This window comes from Acinetobacter sp. ABJ-A23_2 (assembly GCF_044538765.1).
Classification (GTDB): domain Bacteria; phylum Pseudomonadota; class Gammaproteobacteria; order Pseudomonadales; family Moraxellaceae; genus Acinetobacter; species Acinetobacter nosocomialis_A.
In genome coordinates, this window is the sequence record NZ_JBIUCP010000002.1 from 30,100 (window position 1) to 45,780 (window position 15,681).

Annotated in this window: 16 protein-coding genes; all 16 read right to left on the bottom strand. The window is 40.1% G+C overall.

From position 1 onward, the window contains the following. Positions 1 to 1,296, bottom strand: a complete 1,296-nt coding sequence (locus tag ACH63V_RS01070) for an NAD(P)/FAD-dependent oxidoreductase (protein WP_311069568.1) — start codon at positions 1,294 to 1,296, stop codon at positions 1 to 3. A gap of 30 nt (positions 1,297 to 1,326) precedes the next feature. Further along, positions 1,327 to 3,642, bottom strand: coding sequence for an MMPL family transporter (locus ACH63V_RS01075; protein ID WP_396462494.1), 2,316 nt, complete (start codon positions 3,640 to 3,642; stop codon positions 1,327 to 1,329). After that, entirely contained in the window at positions 3,617 to 4,246 is a 630-nt protein-coding gene (locus ACH63V_RS01080) for an outer membrane lipoprotein carrier protein LolA (protein ID WP_104074996.1), read from the bottom strand. Before ACH63V_RS01080 ends, ACH63V_RS01075 begins: the two co-directional genes overlap by 26 nt. Next, complete coding sequence (locus tag ACH63V_RS01085; protein ID WP_039250438.1) at positions 4,246 to 4,674, bottom strand: thioesterase family protein; 429 nt, start codon at positions 4,672 to 4,674, stop codon at positions 4,246 to 4,248. The genes ACH63V_RS01080 and ACH63V_RS01085 overlap by 1 nt, the downstream gene beginning before the upstream one ends. A 9-nt stretch (positions 4,675 to 4,683) precedes the next feature. Further along, entirely contained in the window at positions 4,684 to 6,219 is a 1,536-nt protein-coding gene (gene hutH, locus ACH63V_RS01090; protein WP_396462495.1) for a histidine ammonia-lyase, read from the bottom strand. Between the two features lies 1 nt (position 6,220). Further along, positions 6,221 to 7,147, bottom strand: a complete 927-nt coding sequence (locus tag ACH63V_RS01095; protein WP_396462496.1) for an acyltransferase — start codon at positions 7,145 to 7,147, stop codon at positions 6,221 to 6,223. Between the two features lie 2 nt (positions 7,148 to 7,149). Continuing rightward, positions 7,150 to 7,890, bottom strand: coding sequence for a glycosyltransferase family 2 protein (locus tag ACH63V_RS01100; protein ID WP_396462497.1), 741 nt, complete (start codon positions 7,888 to 7,890; stop codon positions 7,150 to 7,152). A 2-nt stretch (positions 7,891 to 7,892) separates the two neighbouring features. Next, positions 7,893 to 9,551: an AMP-binding protein gene (locus ACH63V_RS01105; protein WP_396462498.1), complete on the bottom strand. Its 1,659-nt coding sequence runs from the start codon at positions 9,549 to 9,551 to the stop codon at positions 7,893 to 7,895. A 9-nt stretch (positions 9,552 to 9,560) separates the two neighbouring features. Further along, positions 9,561 to 10,115: a septation protein IspZ gene (locus tag ACH63V_RS01110; protein ID WP_311087127.1), complete on the bottom strand. Its 555-nt coding sequence runs from the start codon at positions 10,113 to 10,115 to the stop codon at positions 9,561 to 9,563. Continuing rightward, entirely contained in the window at positions 10,112 to 10,366 is a 255-nt protein-coding gene (locus ACH63V_RS01115; RefSeq protein WP_170318151.1) for an acyl carrier protein, read from the bottom strand. Before ACH63V_RS01115 ends, ACH63V_RS01110 begins: the two co-directional genes overlap by 4 nt. Positions 10,367 to 10,371: 5 nt before the next feature. Then, a complete protein-coding gene (locus ACH63V_RS01120; RefSeq protein WP_039250423.1) occupies positions 10,372 to 10,632 on the bottom strand; it encodes a phosphopantetheine-binding protein in 261 nt (86 codons plus the stop codon). Between the two features lies 1 nt (position 10,633). Next, a complete protein-coding gene (locus ACH63V_RS01125) occupies positions 10,634 to 11,437 on the bottom strand; it encodes a 1-acyl-sn-glycerol-3-phosphate acyltransferase (RefSeq protein WP_077162756.1) in 804 nt (267 codons plus the stop codon). Next, a complete protein-coding gene (locus tag ACH63V_RS01130; protein ID WP_114270788.1) occupies positions 11,422 to 12,036 on the bottom strand; it encodes a beta-ketoacyl synthase chain length factor in 615 nt (204 codons plus the stop codon). The genes ACH63V_RS01125 and ACH63V_RS01130 overlap by 16 nt, the downstream gene beginning before the upstream one ends. 195 nt (positions 12,037 to 12,231) lie before the next feature. Then, the gene (der, locus tag ACH63V_RS01135) at positions 12,232 to 13,641 is read right to left on the bottom strand and encodes a ribosome biogenesis GTPase Der (RefSeq protein ID WP_005066184.1); all 1,410 of its coding nucleotides are present in this window, start codon (positions 13,639 to 13,641) and stop codon (positions 12,232 to 12,234) included. A 188-nt stretch (positions 13,642 to 13,829) separates the two neighbouring features. Further along, entirely contained in the window at positions 13,830 to 14,975 is a 1,146-nt protein-coding gene (gene bamB, locus ACH63V_RS01140; RefSeq protein WP_396462499.1) for an outer membrane protein assembly factor BamB, read from the bottom strand. After that, on the bottom strand, positions 14,975 to 15,673 hold the full coding sequence (locus ACH63V_RS01145; RefSeq protein WP_002053293.1) for a tetratricopeptide repeat protein: 699 nt from the start codon (positions 15,671 to 15,673) through the stop codon (positions 14,975 to 14,977). The genes bamB and ACH63V_RS01145 overlap by 1 nt, the downstream gene beginning before the upstream one ends. Positions 15,674 to 15,681 lie beyond the last annotated feature (8 nt).

The window sequence follows — 15,681 nt, forward strand, 5'->3', positions numbered from 1 at the left end:
TTATACCTCTAATACCTGTTCTTGCGTTAAGCCTTCACGACAGTATTCTGCTAGGGTGCTAAGTCTACGTTTGGCATTTTTATGAATTGGGTTTTTTTCGTCCCATGCATAACCCGCCAGTAATGATGAAATCATACGGCGAATGCCATCATTCTGATTTTGTGAAAAAACGACGTCCTGAAATTCACCTTCATACCATGACTCAACATAGGCACGAAACACCTGAATACCACGGCGCAGCGGTTTTTCATATTCTTGCAACCAGTCTACCTGTTCACCTTGCAAAACACGCTCAACCAAAGGAACCGCCAAGCTGGAAGATTTTAACGCGATAGTCACTCCTGATGAAAACACTGGATCAAGAAACTCACCCGCATTCCCTAAAAGTGCATAATTGCGGTCTGCCAAATGCTTAACATTGGCAGAATAGCCCACCAAAGTACGTACTGGTGTATCAAACTTAGCTTGACGTAGTACCTCTGACAAGCTTGGTTCGTCGGCTAAAATGCGTTTGAACATTGCCTCTGGCTCATTATCGGCAGCATTTTCAACTGTGTATTTGTCAAAAAAATCTTGTTCAGCGACCACACCAAAAGAAGCTCGGCCATCAGCAAATGGAATCAACCAATACCATGCACGGTGGTCTTTTTCATGTACCGTAATTAAAATTTTATTACGGTCAAACTCAGGGTCATCGGCAATACCATCTTCAATATGAGTAAACAGTGCACGACGTACGGGAAAATTTGATGGACTTTCTAAATCTAACAATTTTGGCAAAATTCGACCAAACCCACTTGCATCAAGTAAGAACTTGGTTTGAATTTGATAGCTTTGCTGATTTTCATCTAATACCGTAAGAATAGGCTGTTCCGGTGCTACGTCTACATCTAAAACTTCATGTCCAAAACGGAGGTCTGCCCCATAAGCCTGAGCTTGTTTCGCAAGTAAATTGTCAAAATCTGCACGGCGAACCTGCCAAGTCGTCCCCGGTCCATCGGTAAATTTTTCAGTAAAGTCATAAAAACTGCGTTGTTTACCACGTAAAAAGGCCGCACCATTTTTAAATTGAAACGCATATTGTTCGACATGCTCGCGAACTGTTTCTAGTAAACCGGCCTCTTCTAAAAACGCCATAGATTGCGGTAGTAATGACTCACCAATTGAAAACCGTGGGAAATACTGCTTTTCCAAAACCGCAACTTTATAGCCTTTTTTGCGCAGAAGTGCCGCAGCAGAACTTCCTGATGGACCCGCCCCAATAATGACTACATCAATTTTTTCTAAAGTGCTCATAGCACGACTTTCCTTTTTAATTTATTCAAATTATGAATGGTCTTGTAAATTCACGATATGTTTTTCATCTGCCGGGGTGAGTAAAGTCGCATAGATGAATGAGAAAATAACCCCAAATAAAACCGTCAAACCAAAACAGTGAATTGCATACGTATGGCTAAATGAAAGTAATCCGAAGCCAAGTAAGGTCGACATCATACATAAAAATAACGCCATTCCAACTACTTGTGGATGATCATGCCCATGTCGATAAAAAATTGCATAGTCGACACCAATCCCAATAATCAGGAAAGTCGCCATAATACTAAACAAATTAATTTCTACACCTAACCACGCCTGAACAGCAAAAGTGCTCAATAACGCCAAACTCACAGGCAGAACTAAAGGCACAATCGAACTTAAGCCATAAATAACGGCTAAGCCTAGTGTTAATCCAATTAATGCATAAATCAGAAGATGCTGAGCCTGTACTCTATGCTCGGCAAACATTTGTGACATTGTTGCAATCGGTTGCTGAAAATGCACATATTGAGACTGTAGCCCTTTTAAAACCTCTGGGTGTTTTATCCCTGTCACCATAACCAAACGCTCATTCGCTTGGAGCTGTAAAAAAGCTAAAGGATGATCTTTAAATACGGCGAAATCCAATAAGGGTTGTTTCGCGAGCTGCTGTTGCCATTGCAAAACATTAGCCACATTTAGCCCCATACTTTGTGCATATTCTTCTAAAGTCGAGCGTGGAATACTTTGTAATAACTGCACATTATGTTGCTGTTGAACCAATGGTGGAATCCACTGTCCCAAAGCTTGAAATGCAGAAATTTCCCCTTTTGCCTGTAACTGCTGCAACTGTCCAATAAGTTGTTGTTCCTGTTGCTGCATGTCATTTGCAGAGGCGGCTTTTACCACAAAATAATCACTGCCCTGCTGTTGTCCAAATTGTTCACGTACAGTTTGATCTTGCTGCTTTAAGCTCGCATCCATACCTTGCAAATTACGAATATCATCGTTTGTTTTAAGGTAGAAAAGACTAACTGTACCTACAACTAAAATAGTCGCAATCAAGCTATAGCGTATTTTTGCACGTTGCTGAAACCACAGTCGTGTTTGTCCAATCCATGACAAAGCATCTATGGCTGGCTGGGCATTAAGTGCAGGTAGTCTTGGTAATAAAAGCACACTACTAATCCAAGCCGCAGTTAAACCGACAATTGAAAATACCGCAATCTGTCTAAACCCAGGAAATGGTGTAAAACTCAAAAAGACATAAGCCACTAAGGTGGTCATTAAGCCCATAAATAAGCTAGGCAATAAAGGTAATAAAATCTGGAAACCAGCTAGCTTGCGATGCTGAGATTGCATTGCCATGAAGTAAAAAGAAAAATCGACACATACCCCGATTAGACTCGCGCCAAATACTAAAGTGATGAGATGGATTTCCCCAAATATCCAGTGAGTCACTGCAAATGCAACAAAGCTTCCGGTCGAAACAGCAATAAATTCTGTCGCCATAGGACGTAATGAGCGGAAACCAAACCACACCAGAAAAATCAGACCTAATGTCGAACCAACACCAATGGTCGAGATTTCCTCTTTAGCCGATTGCGTTCCAAAATTTGTAAATAAAATCGTTCCCGTCCAATGGGAATTTAGTCCCATTGCAGCTAATTTTTGTTTAGTCTGATCAATCCAGCTCGATACTTGTTCTTGATAATCAATATTGTAGGGGCTTTGGGTTAACTGTAATACAAATAATCGTGAAAGCCCCTGATCATGATGAATAGTCGCAAAGCCTTGTTCCATTTCAATATCTTGCTGCGATGGCTTTGCCAATTGCATGGCATAACGAGTAAACAAGAGTAATGGATCTTGCTTAAGTGATTCTGCTGTCACAGGTAGGCCTGGACTCATCATCTGCATTAAGCTTTGTTCGCTAAGTGCCGAATAATCTTGCTTTTGTAGTAACTGCTGGTCTTGCTCACTTAACAAACCTACCCGATGTTGATAGAGCTGCTTTGCAAATTGATCAAAATCAAGTTGTGGTTTTAAAGGTTGCCATAATGCACTGCTTTTGGCTTGTACCGTTAAAAGCTCCGTCGCGCGTTGTATCTCAGATTCATCTTTAGCATCAACTACAACAAATACTTTGTTATTGAGTTGCTCATTCATATACTGCTGAGTACGGGCAAGCTGTGGGTCCTGCTGCATTTTTGGCAATAGCGCAAAAATATCCGTCTGAATATGGATATCTTTTTTAAGCCACGTTATACCCAACCCCACAGCCATCAGTAAGAGCGCGATTAGCCACAGTACAGTAAATTTATTTTGCCAATTGGAAAAGCGCATGCTCGGCAGCCATTAAAGTCGTCGGTTTAGAAGTCTGGTGACTAAAGCGAATTGTGGTCAAATTATTGGCTTTTTCAGTAATCACAATTTGGTTTACATACTGTTGACCTTGAGCATCTACACGCACAAACAGTTTTTTAAATAAGCTACTTTTTGGCGTTAAACTAATATTCCAGCCCGCTGGACTATAGTTTGCACTCACTACATTAAAGTTCTTTGCCAAGGCTTGTTCATTACCTGACATTAACTGCAAAAAGAGTGTTGCAACAGAACTATAAGGTGATTGATCAATTTGAATCTGGCTAAATGTTCGCTGAGTTTTTTGTACCAGTTTGGTTGGAGTAACAATAAGATCCGCCTGTACCGGACGTTTAATTTGCCATGCCACACCATAAGATTTCGCAAATAATAAAGAACCGTTGGATACAAAGGTTTTATTCAAAGACGGTAATTTTTTTTGCTGCTCGAAATCAGCACGGACTATCGGCGTTTGTGCCAACTGCTGAAAAATCTGTGTCACTTCTGTCGAGGCCGCATAAACGGCACTCAAGCTGCCCATCCAGACTGTGAGACCTATCCCTAAAGTTTTAACAAATTTAGACATCATGCTCCCCTCGTTGGTTGGAACTCAGACCACGCATTTAAACGTTCAAATAAAACCTGAGGTGACTGAAGGCACATTTCACGGTTTGCAATATTTACAGCAACCTGTGTGGTATAGCCTTTGGTTAAACGCTTTCCAGACTCGGCATCAAAAATTAAATAGTCTATTTTTAAACGGTTTTCCCATTCTTTTAAAATAGCCCGAACCCGAATCTTTTGTTCAAACTCAATACCATATGCATAACGGACGTGACTTTCTATCACAGGCCATGCATAACCAGATTCTTTCATTTGCATATAGTTGTAATGAAATTGATCAAGCAATTTACAGCGTGCAATTTCAAAATACTTTAAATAGTGTCCATGCCAAACCACATTCATGGTATCAACATCATGAAATGGAATCTCAATGATTACATCCGCATGCATTCGCTCACCTTATCCCATAAATTCTGGTTCATTAAACAATTCAAGTTGGTCTAAACGATCAACAATCTGTTGTAATTCGGTTTGTAATGGTCGGTCTTCTTCGACAAATGCAAAGCTTTGTAAGGTCCATTGCATGAAGGCTTGTAATGTTGGGCTTAATTGTTCCGTTAAACCTTTCAAATGAATCGCCTGTACACTCGCACAGCATAGCGCTGCAATTACTTGCTGTGTCAGGGTAATCACACGGCTCGCATCACGTGCAGCAATGGTTCCCATACTGACTTTGTCTTGGTTATGGCATTCGGTTGAACGTGAAAAAATTGAAGCAGCTAAGGTGTTTTTTAGCGCTTCGGCTGTCCACGCGGAGACTCCAATCTGTACAGCTTTAAAACCATGATTCAGTGGCAAACGTTCAGCCGTTGCACCTGTTAAATTACGTGGTAAACCATGATTCATTTTATGATCAACCAACTGTGCAATCTGTCTATCCATCAAGTCGGCAATATTGGCAATCATAATTTTTAAGCTATCCATTGCCTGTGCAATGTGTCCACCGTAGAAGTGCCCACCATGCAATACACGCATACCTACAGGATCAATCAATGGATTGTCATTACTCGAATTCAGCTCATTTTCAATAAATTGACGTAACCATACTTTTGAGTCTTCAAACACGCCAATAATATGCGGCGCACAGCGTAATGAATAACGATCTTGCAGGCGTGGACTTTGATGTGCTGTTTGTACTTCACTGTTCAGCCAATCACGTAATTGCTTGGCAATCTGTTGCTGCCCTGGATGCGGCTTTTGTGCAAACAGAACTTCATCGAAATGACTTGGATTACCTTCCAATGCCAATACGTTCAGCGCAGTAATCAAAGTACTTGCAAGAGCAATCTGCTCGGCTTTTTTATAATTTAAACATGCAATTGCCGTCATCACCGCAGTACCATTCATAAGGGCCAAGCCCTCTTTCGGTCTAAGTGTTAAAGGCTGCAACCCTTTTTCGGCATACACTTGAGCAACCGGAACAATTCGTCCATCGACATAAACATCACGCTCACCAACTAAAGTTCCCGCAATATAAGACAATGGTGTTAAATCACCGCTTGCCCCCACCGAACCTTCAGATGGAATAACCGGAATCACATTTTCATTGAGTAACCAAACTAAGCGTTCCAGCAAAGCAATCGACACACCTGAATAACCACGTGCCAATGAACATAAACGAGTAACAACGACTGCACGTGCGGTGATTACATCAAGGTTTTCACCTAAACCACAGCCATGAAAACGAGAAAGATGCAGCGGTAATTCATTGACCTGATGCAATGGAACTTCAACTAAACATGAGTCACCGTAACCCGTGGTCACACCATAGATAACGCCTTCTTCTTCAAGTAACTGATCAAGAAAATCAGCTCCTTTTTGAATCAGTTCACGCCATTCAGAAGACGCAGGTAAAGCAACCTGACATTCGCCTCTGGCTACAGCAACAACATCTTCAATGCAAAGTGGTTGTTCCCCTACGGTTAACACACGCATGTTATTTCGTCCAAAAATTATAAAAATTAAACCATTGATAAGGAGCTCGCATGCAATGCTGCTCTAATACATTTACATAGGTTCGGGTCACACTTTGCATACCTTCAATACGGTGAGCACGCGGTAAATTTACCTGTTCTGAAATGAGATGGATATGCACTTGAAATTGTTGCTGCATGCGATAACAAAATACGGCTATGACCGGTACTTTAAGCAAATTTGCCAAAATCCATGCACCTTGTGGAAATGCAGCAGTTTCCCCTAAAAACTCTAGCTGCTGTACTCGATCTGACTGCACAGGCACTCGGTCTGCCGCGACAATGACCCACTCACCTTGTTGCATTTTATCTTGTAGCAACATAGCCGTTTCAATACCGAGCTCATCGACCGATAAAAGACAAACATCTGCTTTATCATTTATTTTTTTGAGAAAATCATTAAATTTCGTTGCATGTTTTTGATAAACCAACACATTAATTTTTTGTGGATGGTCTGATTTTATTGCACGAAGCAACTCAATATTACCAAAATGCGAGACAACAATTAGAGCGCCCTTTTGGTAGTGCTGATGAAAATACTCATGTCCAAATATTTCTAGTTTTTGCTCTGGAATATTGCCTAACCAGCCTTCGATTTTATCTAAAATACATTCGCCGAACTGCATAAAATGAACATAGCTATTTCCCAAAGTTGGCTCATGTGTAAATGGAGATTTGGCTCCCGCAAAACGATGTAACTTTCGTAAGTAGAGTAGTGAAGCTTGTCTTGCTGCAACTGCAAATAACCAGTACCACATAATCACAAAGTACAGCACCAATTTACATAACCAGCGTCCACCAAAACGATAAAACCAAAGCATTAACATTAATGGCAACATGCCACCACGCTCTTTAATATCATTCCATTTTGGAGAAGCTGACTGTGTCATGGTTAACCTTGCAGCTTATGTTTTAACAGTTTCGGCAAACGAATCAGCATCCCCATAAATAGAGTTGCATGTGCCTTACTTAGGCCTAAGTTGTCTCGCCAAGCATGAAAATGGGAAATCCCCTGCTCTGGATAAACCACTGGTGTCGGGACATTAATAAAAGGTGTATTTTCCCATTTTAAACGCACTAAAATTTCACTATCAAAACCCATACGTGGCTGGAATTTAGCGCTATTCAATACCTTAATGGTGCTTTCAAGTGGATACACTCGGAAACCACACATACTGTCTTTAATCTCAAACGATAAACTATTTAACCATACCCAAAAGTGGGTGATGTAACGTCCATATAGGCGCTTTTTGGGAATAGAGGCATCAAAATATGGCTGACCAATCACCATTGCTTGAGTGTGCTGCCGAGACTGTTCCAGAAATTTTGGAATGTCATCCCAGCAGTGCTGACCATCGGCATCGAGTTGTAATGCATGACTTAAACCAAGCGCATGTGCTGCGCGTAATCCGGTTATTACAGCTTGGCCTTTGCCTTTATTTACCTCATGCTCGATTAAATGAATTTGAGGATATTGCTCTGCCAAGTCTTTTAAAATTTGGCTACACGCATCATCACTTCCGTCATTTACCAACACAATCGGCAGATGAAAACCATCCAAATTAGCAATCAAGTCTGCTAAGAAATGTGGATGATTATAGACTGGGATAACAAAGCCATAGTTGGTTTGCATTTTTAACCCTCTACTTCCGTTTGCACAGCAAATAATAGTCGTCCTGAAGCCAGAATCTGTTCTGAATCACGTAATTCAAAACTCACCTTATGCTCTTTTCGAGAAAGCTTGAGTTGTACAACAGCATAAGGACAAATGAGATTTTGGAATTTTAACTGCTCATACCCTTGGCACCAATTTAAATCGGACCAAATTGATTTAGCAAAATGTTGTAAAAAACCTATTTGCCCCACTCCTGGATAAATAGGCTGGTTTGGAAAGTGGCCTTTAAAACATGCTAACTCAGGTGGAAACTCAAGACTAAAAATATAGTCATCTGCACTTTGGCTCTGTGATAGCACAACAGGTTGCAACATCGGCTTGAATAGCGTTTTCAAATAACTTTTATCGAGTTTAGACTGTGTGTTTTGCGGTAGCTGACTTAAAAAACGCCATTGACGTGGAATTGCTAAGGTTTCTAAATGATCTTTCAACTGCTGTTTTAAATGGCCAACAAAGACTGCCTTACCTTGCTTTTGCAACTGCTCACGAGCCTGCTCTGTCAGAACAACAATACAACCCAGCATTTGACGATGCTCATGCTCAAACACCAGTACATGACACTGTTTGACTTCGTCTAAGGCTTGAATACTTTGTTCAATCGCATCTAGACTCAAACGCTTTTCTTCAAGCTTAATAATTCGGTCGGTACGTCCTAAAAGCTGAAAGCTCTTACACATGTGATCTACCCATTCAGCACGATCACCTGTGGTAATCCAGTTATCTTCATAAGCATGATTACTTTTGACCATGAGCTGATGGTCTTCAATACGAATAGCCACATTCGCAAAAGGCGTCCATACGTCATCATCTTTAGCACGATGGGCAATGCCGCCCGTTTCCGAACTTCCTAAAACTTCAATAATTAAACAATTGACTAAAGGACGAACGCCACTTTCTAGTTTGCCACCAGAACTAAACACCATCTGGCATTGTTCTAAAACCACATCGGTTGTCCAGCGTTTTAATAAAGCTGGGCTTGAAATCAAATAATTACTTAAACTCTGTGTTTTTAATTGCTTTTGAACGTGTATGACATCTTCTGGATAAGCAACTTGCGGTATATAGAAACAACGACCTGTTGCAAGAGGTAAAAGTAGCTTAAACAGTAATCCATAAATATGCTGGTGACTCACCGTTGCAATAGCTATAGCATCATTTTCAAAAACAAAACTTTGGCTTAAGCCTTGTACCTCATTGAGTAATTGTTTTAGGGTTCTTGGGATTTTTTTAGGCTGCCCTGTTGAACCAGAGGTATAAAAATAGAGTTGTGCCTGCTCTAAAAAGTCATCATCCAACGTTAAAGATAAGGGAACAACTGTTTCAACACTTTGACGTTTTAAAAAATAAATATGCTGTGCTGCAAAGTCCTGTTCTAATTCACGTACTCGATTTGGCGGTAACAGCACCTGCTTTTTAGCCAATAATGCAGCAAATAATAAAACCAAAAATTCGTAGCTATCTGTTTCCCATAAAGCCCAAGTTAAATTTTCTAATTGAGCAATTGCACCAGCTTGTAAGGCCACATCCTGCCAAAAATGATTAAAGCTAGTTGAATGCAGAGCACTGTCTAAGCAAAGTGGCTGAACCGAATCGATGAATTTCTGAAAATGACACTGCATAATTTTGAATTAGTGATTTGAAGAATGTAAACGCTGATGCCTTTTACGCAAAATAAATTCGCCAAGGAATAACATGCCCATCAGCACATAAGAAATAAAGCCATTATAAATGACCCAAATTTGAGTCGAAGTAAAAAAAACCGTAATGAATGCAATTAATGCATTACATAAAAAGAAAACACACCAGACCTTAGTGACCTGTCTAGTCCAATGAACACCTGATGGTGGTAAATCAGGTTCAACCAACCGAGCAAAACGCTCAATCATAGAAGGAGGTTTTATTAAAGTGAATGCAAAAATACCTAAAGCGCCTAAACTCATCCCAACCGGATACAGCTTTAACCATGCATGATCCTGTAGTAGTAAGCTTAAGCCACCACAAACAATAGCAAGGCTGGTTAAAGGCCATAAAAGGTGATTACCTTTACTAAATAAACGTAAAACACCTAACCCTATAAGCAATGCACTTACCCAGACAAATTGTCCGTGCGATAAACTCCAGCCCACAATAAAGGGATACAGCACAAAAAGTGCTGTAATTATCCCTTTAATTAACATTTTCATTCAGCAGTCATGTTCTGAATAACAGTCACTACATCTAACACAGTTCTTACATTTTTAAAGTCTTCAGGTTTTACTTGTTTACCTGTGAGCTCTTTAATCTTCACTACCAAATCAACTGCATCAATACTGTCTACATCTAGATCTGAATATAAGTTTGAATCTAACTGTACAGACTCAGGTTCGATTTCAAATAAATCTTCCATCCATTCACGGAGTTTTGCCAGTACTTGTTCTTGAGATAACATCATCACACTCCTTATGCTTGCTGCTGCGCTTCGACCAACGCAACCAAACTTTGAACTGATTTAAAGTGCTGTTTGGTCTCATCCGATTCTGCACTTAAATGGATGTTGTAACGTTTTTTCAAAGCAAGTCCTAACTCAAGGGCATCAATCGAGTCTAATCCTAAACCTTCTCCAAATAATGGAGCTTCTGTATCAATATCGGCAATAGTAATATCTTCTAGTGCTAAAACATCAATAATCATTTGCTTTAGTTCATCAGCAAGATTGCTCATTTCAAGATAACTCTTCATCAAAAATTTTGTAAAAACTACGACTTAACTCACGAACTTGTTTAGGTCCTACCGTTAAATCTTCTAATAGATCTTTTACATACACTGCATCTAGTACCTTCACTTCTATATGAAACGGCCGAGATGGTACGTGATACCATTTTTCATTTTTGGTTAATGTAGATGGAGCACATGTAATCACTACTGGGCGAATTGGCACATTTGCACGAATGGCAATATTTGCAGCCCCTCGCTGAAACTCATTGAGGATCATTCCTTTTTCAGTCCGAGTACCTTCCGGAAAGATCAAAAGAGAAGCGGCATTATCCTCTTTTAGCCGAGAAACACAATCCTCGACAAACTGTTTAGAGCCTGCATTTAAAATATAACCTGCACTTTGTACTGGTCCTTTGGTAAATGGATTGCTCCAAAGGGATTCCTTCACCACACAATTAGCTTGCTGCATCATACCAATTAGTACTACAACATCAATCAAAGTCGGATGGTTGGCAATCACAAGTTCTTGGCGACTATTTTCTAATTTTTCTAGACCTTCTACCGAATAAGTCATAATGCCAAGCTTAACCATCATTTCAGTAAAGCCTTTAAAACTATGCTTAATTATACTTTGTGCATATTGTTGGCGTTTTTCCGGATCTGATGTGGTCACTTTCAATGCAGGTGCAATGACTGCCGCGATTGCCATACCCCCTATACCAAAACTCGCAAAGCTAAAACCTGTAGCAGCTACCCGCCAACAATAATTACTTTTTTGCTTTAACTTTTTAAGGTTTAGCATTTTTTCCACCCATATTCAGACATAGAAAGATCAGCACTTTGCCAAAAACGAGAAAATGTCAGACCGTCTAATTCATCTGTAGGTGACCATTCAGTAAACTGTAAATTAGGCTGATCCAGACTTACTAAAGCAGCCATTGCATAGGCAGGAAAATCAATAGTCTCGCTATAAATGTTTGGTAAGGGTTCATCATAGGCTACGACTAAAACTCGCTGAATACGTGGTAAAGCTTTTAATGCAGCGTAAGCTTCTATTAATCCTTCTGTCCATGAACAACTTAGACTGGTAGATGGAGTGTCATCCTGACATAAAATAGAATACAAACCAGAAATAGCATTGTGAACTGAGGTAGAGAACTGTGTAGGTGATGGTGTTTGGCCTTGCAGAACATCTTGTAATATTCCTAATGTTTTGGCTTCATCACCATAACGTGATACCCAAACAATATAATCAACACGCTGTCCATCTAAAGTACTAATTGCACTATTGAGCGCTAATTTAGCCAAGGGTGACAGACGCCTTCTTTGCATGGCGGGAATACACTCAAGTGCCGCGTAAGAAGGTTGGGCATGTGTAAGCGTTAACTGGGCAAGATGTAATGTTACCATGCTAAAAAAGAACCTTAAGCAGCATTATTCTTTCGGAATATAGATTATTTTATAAAAAAATGGATTATAGCATTCGTTATGAAATTTACAAAAAATTACGTTTATCAATCACACTTTTTCATAAATCTTTGTTCTGTCTTAATTCTTTGTAAAAAAGCCCAAAGATGACTTTGGGCTTTTTTACATGAATACAGATTAACGATTAAATTTCTTTTCCGCTTTTTTGAATTTCTGAATATAACGACGGCGGCGCGCAGCTGTACGTTCATCAACTTGACTCTTACGACCTTCAAACGGGTTTTCAGAAGTTTTAAAGTCAATACGAACTGGCGTACCTTCAAGTTTATACACTTTACGGAACACGTTCTCTAAGTAACGGCGGTAGTCCGCAGGTGTCTTATCAACCTTGTTACCGTGAATCACAATAGTCGGTGGGTTTTGTCCGCCCATATGTGCATAACGCATTTTAATACGGCGACCACTAATCATTGGTGGTTGGTGAGCTTCTGTTGCATCACTCAAAATTTGAGTTAATTTCGCTGGTGAAACTTTTAAGTTTGCAGACTCATAAGCACGGTGGATAGAAGGATATAAATCACCTACCCCTGTTCCATGTAAAGCAGAAATTAAATGAATTTTTGCCCAAGGAATGAAGTCAAAACGACGTTCAACGTCAAGCTTACATTGCTTGCGGTCGTATTCAGACATGTTATCCCATTTGTTAATGGCGATTACCATGGCACGACCAGCTTCAAGTGCATAGCCAATTAAGTGTAAGTCTTGCTCAACAATACCCTCACGAGCATCAACTACAACAACCACAACGTGAGCATCTTTCATTGCCTGTAAAGTTTTCACAATTGAGAACTTCTCAATCATTTCATCAACTTTACCTTTACGACGCACACCCGCTGTATCAATTAAGGTGTATTTACGGCCTTCACGCTCAAACGGAATGTAAATAGAGTCACGAGTTGTACCCGGTTGGTCAAATGCCACTACACGGTCTTCACCAAGTAAGCGGTTGACCAGCGTTGATTTACCAACGTTCGGACGACCAATAATGGCTAAACGTAAGCCAGTATCTTTGTCATGCTCTTCCGGATTTTCATCTTCTGGAACTTCCGCAAGTACGTCTTCAAGCATTTGCTGTACGCCGCGACCATGACTTGCTGCAACCTGTAATGGTTCGCCCATACCAAGTTTATAAAACTCAACTAAAGCAGCTTCAGCATGTACGCCATCTACCTTGTTGGCAACAAGATAAATTTTCTTGCCTAAAGTACGGAGTTCACGAGCAATTTGCTCATCAGAAGCTAACAAACCGGCACGTGCATCAACTACAAAAATAATAATATCTGCTTCGTTGATGGCTGTTTTTGACTGCTCGGCCATGTAGTTATCGATACCGCCTTCACTTTCACCGATACCGCCAGTATCAACAACAATGAAAGACTTATTTTGATAAGTCGCATCACCATATTTACGGTCACGAGTCAGACCCGCGAAGTCGGCTACAAGTGCATCACGACTCTTGGTAATCTGGTTAAATAACGTTGATTTTCCGACATTCGGACGACCAATGAGCGCAATAACGGGTTTCATACAATAACCTTAATTCAAGACCAGCCATATCTCATGGCATGAGCATTAGAAACAGTACAGGAGATATATTTTAAGGTCAGATATGACCATAATAAAAGACGGGGCTTTGAACTGATTTAATTCAAACACCCCGATATTTTTTAACAGCGTAATTTGTTAAGCGGCTATTTTAGCACAAGCGAACAAAATTAACGATTCTGCCAAATACTTAAATCGCCTTTTCGGGTCGAAACGTAGAGCTGATTCTCAATAACACGTAATGTATTGACCTCACCACTTGTTTTAGAACGACCTACCAATTTACCTGTTGCTGGGTCAATTAGGTGTAAAACACCATCCAAATCGCCAACAATAAGGTCGGATCCCAACACAACAGGGTTACTTAAATGACGATTTAAGAGACTTTCATTTTCCCAAAGCTTTTCGCCTGTAGATAAATCATAAGCAGTCAACTTGCCATCAGTTGATGAAACAAATACTTTACTGTCATAAACTTCTGGTCGTTTGGTGCTGCTTGAATCTTCACTCCAAACTACGCGTTGAGAAGCCAAATCAGTCACTGTGACTTGACCTTGGAAGCTAGTTGTAACCATTAGCTGGCCTGCAACAACCGGATCACCATCAATATCAATTAGACGTTGAATATCAGAACGACCTTCACTTACCGCAACACGACGTTGGAAACGTGGAATACCACTAATCGTATCAATTGCATAAACATATGCATTTGCAGAAGCAATTAAAACAGTACGTGGATCAAGACTGACTGGTGATGGTTGACCGCGCAAACTGAACTGAACGTTTGGCAATTTGTATGCCCAAACTTGTTGTCCTGATGATGCATCATGTGCAAATACAGTACCGTCGTTTGCGATCGTAATCACACGTCCAGATTGAACTAAAGAAGGACTTAATAATGCACCAGATAATTGTGCAGTCCATTTTTGCTCACCTGTAGCTTGATCTAAAGCAAATAACTGGCCTTTGCTGTTACCCACAACAACAATACCTTCAGCCGCTTCAACACCAGAGCTTAAACCCAATTTACTTACTTTTTTCTCCCAAAGACGTTGTTTACCACGATATGCAGCAACTTCACCTTTAGGATCAAGTGTAAAAACAACACCGTCATTAGCATCAAGTTGTAAACGTAATGGATCTGCCTTATTCGTAGAAGAAACACTGCGCGAAAACACCGGTACTAGAGACTTTTTCGACTCAGTCAATTTCGGTAGTGGATTTGGTTTTGCTTCTTTTACTTTGTTGCTAGAACATCCCACCAGTACAGCTGATGCGATTGCAATTGCCAAAGGCAGTTTGAATTTCTGATTCATTAAGACTCTTCCACCTGTGTTTCCAAAATTGGGCGCTCAATCTGTGGATCTTCAACTAAAACGCCAACACTTTCGAGTTTAATTTGTAAAATTTGTCGCTCTTGTTTACGTTCCAGTAACGAATCCCATGCTGCTTGATACGCTTTTTTAGCAGAATCAATATCTTTCTTCGCAACAAAGATATCACCACGTAACTCTTCTACTGTTGCTTTAAATGCCGGATCGACATTACCAGATAAGGTTTTTAGAGCTTCATCATATTTGTTTTGCGCTAATTGTGCATCTGCTAAACGCAATTTTACAACCTGAATCAGTCCTTCATCTTTTACTTTTGAGTTTTCAACTTTTTTCAAAGCTTTTTCAGCAGCAGCATAATCTTGTTTTTCATATGCAAGCTTTGCCAATACAAATTGAGTTTGTATCGCCTGAACTGAATCAATATCATCTTTTACAAGTTTATCTGCTGAAGCTGTGATTGAAGCTAAAGCATTTGGATTATCGGCTGTTGCATTTGCCTCATCCATTAACTGCTGTACTTTTGCAGTTTCTGTCTGGCTCGTTGCAAGATTTCTTTTTTGCCAATATTCCCACCCGAAAAAGGCAATCAATGCAATGAGAATCCCGCTAATCATGGCAGAACCATATTTTTTGGCGAACGACTTTAAGCTGTCGAATTGTTCTTCATCACTTAAGCTCATGTGATTGT

What these genes read in the sequence shown, in the direction of transcription:
- ACH63V_RS01070 (WP_311069568.1), bottom strand. Translation starts at nt 1,296, where the DNA reads ATGAGCACTTTAGAAAAAATTGATGTAGTCATTATTGGGGCGGGTCCA.
- ACH63V_RS01075 (WP_396462494.1), bottom strand. Translation starts at nt 3,642, where the DNA reads ATGCGCTTTTCCAATTGGCAAAATAAATTTACTGTACTGTGGCTAATC.
- ACH63V_RS01080 (WP_104074996.1), bottom strand. Translation starts at nt 4,246, where the DNA reads ATGTCTAAATTTGTTAAAACTTTAGGGATAGGTCTCACAGTCTGGATG.
- ACH63V_RS01085 (WP_039250438.1), bottom strand. Translation starts at nt 4,674, where the DNA reads ATGCATGCGGATGTAATCATTGAGATTCCATTTCATGATGTTGATACC.
- hutH (WP_396462495.1), bottom strand. Translation starts at nt 6,219, where the DNA reads ATGCGTGTGTTAACCGTAGGGGAACAACCACTTTGCATTGAAGATGTT.
- ACH63V_RS01095 (WP_396462496.1), bottom strand. Translation starts at nt 7,147, where the DNA reads ATGACACAGTCAGCTTCTCCAAAATGGAATGATATTAAAGAGCGTGGT.
- ACH63V_RS01100 (WP_396462497.1), bottom strand. Translation starts at nt 7,890, where the DNA reads ATGCAAACCAACTATGGCTTTGTTATCCCAGTCTATAATCATCCACAT.
- ACH63V_RS01105 (WP_396462498.1), bottom strand. Translation starts at nt 9,551, where the DNA reads ATGCAGTGTCATTTTCAGAAATTCATCGATTCGGTTCAGCCACTTTGC.
- ACH63V_RS01110 (WP_311087127.1), bottom strand. Translation starts at nt 10,115, where the DNA reads ATGAAAATGTTAATTAAAGGGATAATTACAGCACTTTTTGTGCTGTAT.
- ACH63V_RS01120 (WP_039250423.1), bottom strand. Translation starts at nt 10,632, where the DNA reads ATGAGCAATCTTGCTGATGAACTAAAGCAAATGATTATTGATGTTTTA.
- ACH63V_RS01130 (WP_114270788.1), bottom strand. Translation starts at nt 12,036, where the DNA reads ATGGTAACATTACATCTTGCCCAGTTAACGCTTACACATGCCCAACCT.
- der (WP_005066184.1), bottom strand. Translation starts at nt 13,641, where the DNA reads ATGAAACCCGTTATTGCGCTCATTGGTCGTCCGAATGTCGGAAAATCA.
- bamB (WP_396462499.1), bottom strand. Translation starts at nt 14,975, where the DNA reads ATGAATCAGAAATTCAAACTGCCTTTGGCAATTGCAATCGCATCAGCT.
- ACH63V_RS01145 (WP_002053293.1), bottom strand. Translation starts at nt 15,673, where the DNA reads ATGAGCTTAAGTGATGAAGAACAATTCGACAGCTTAAAGTCGTTCGCC.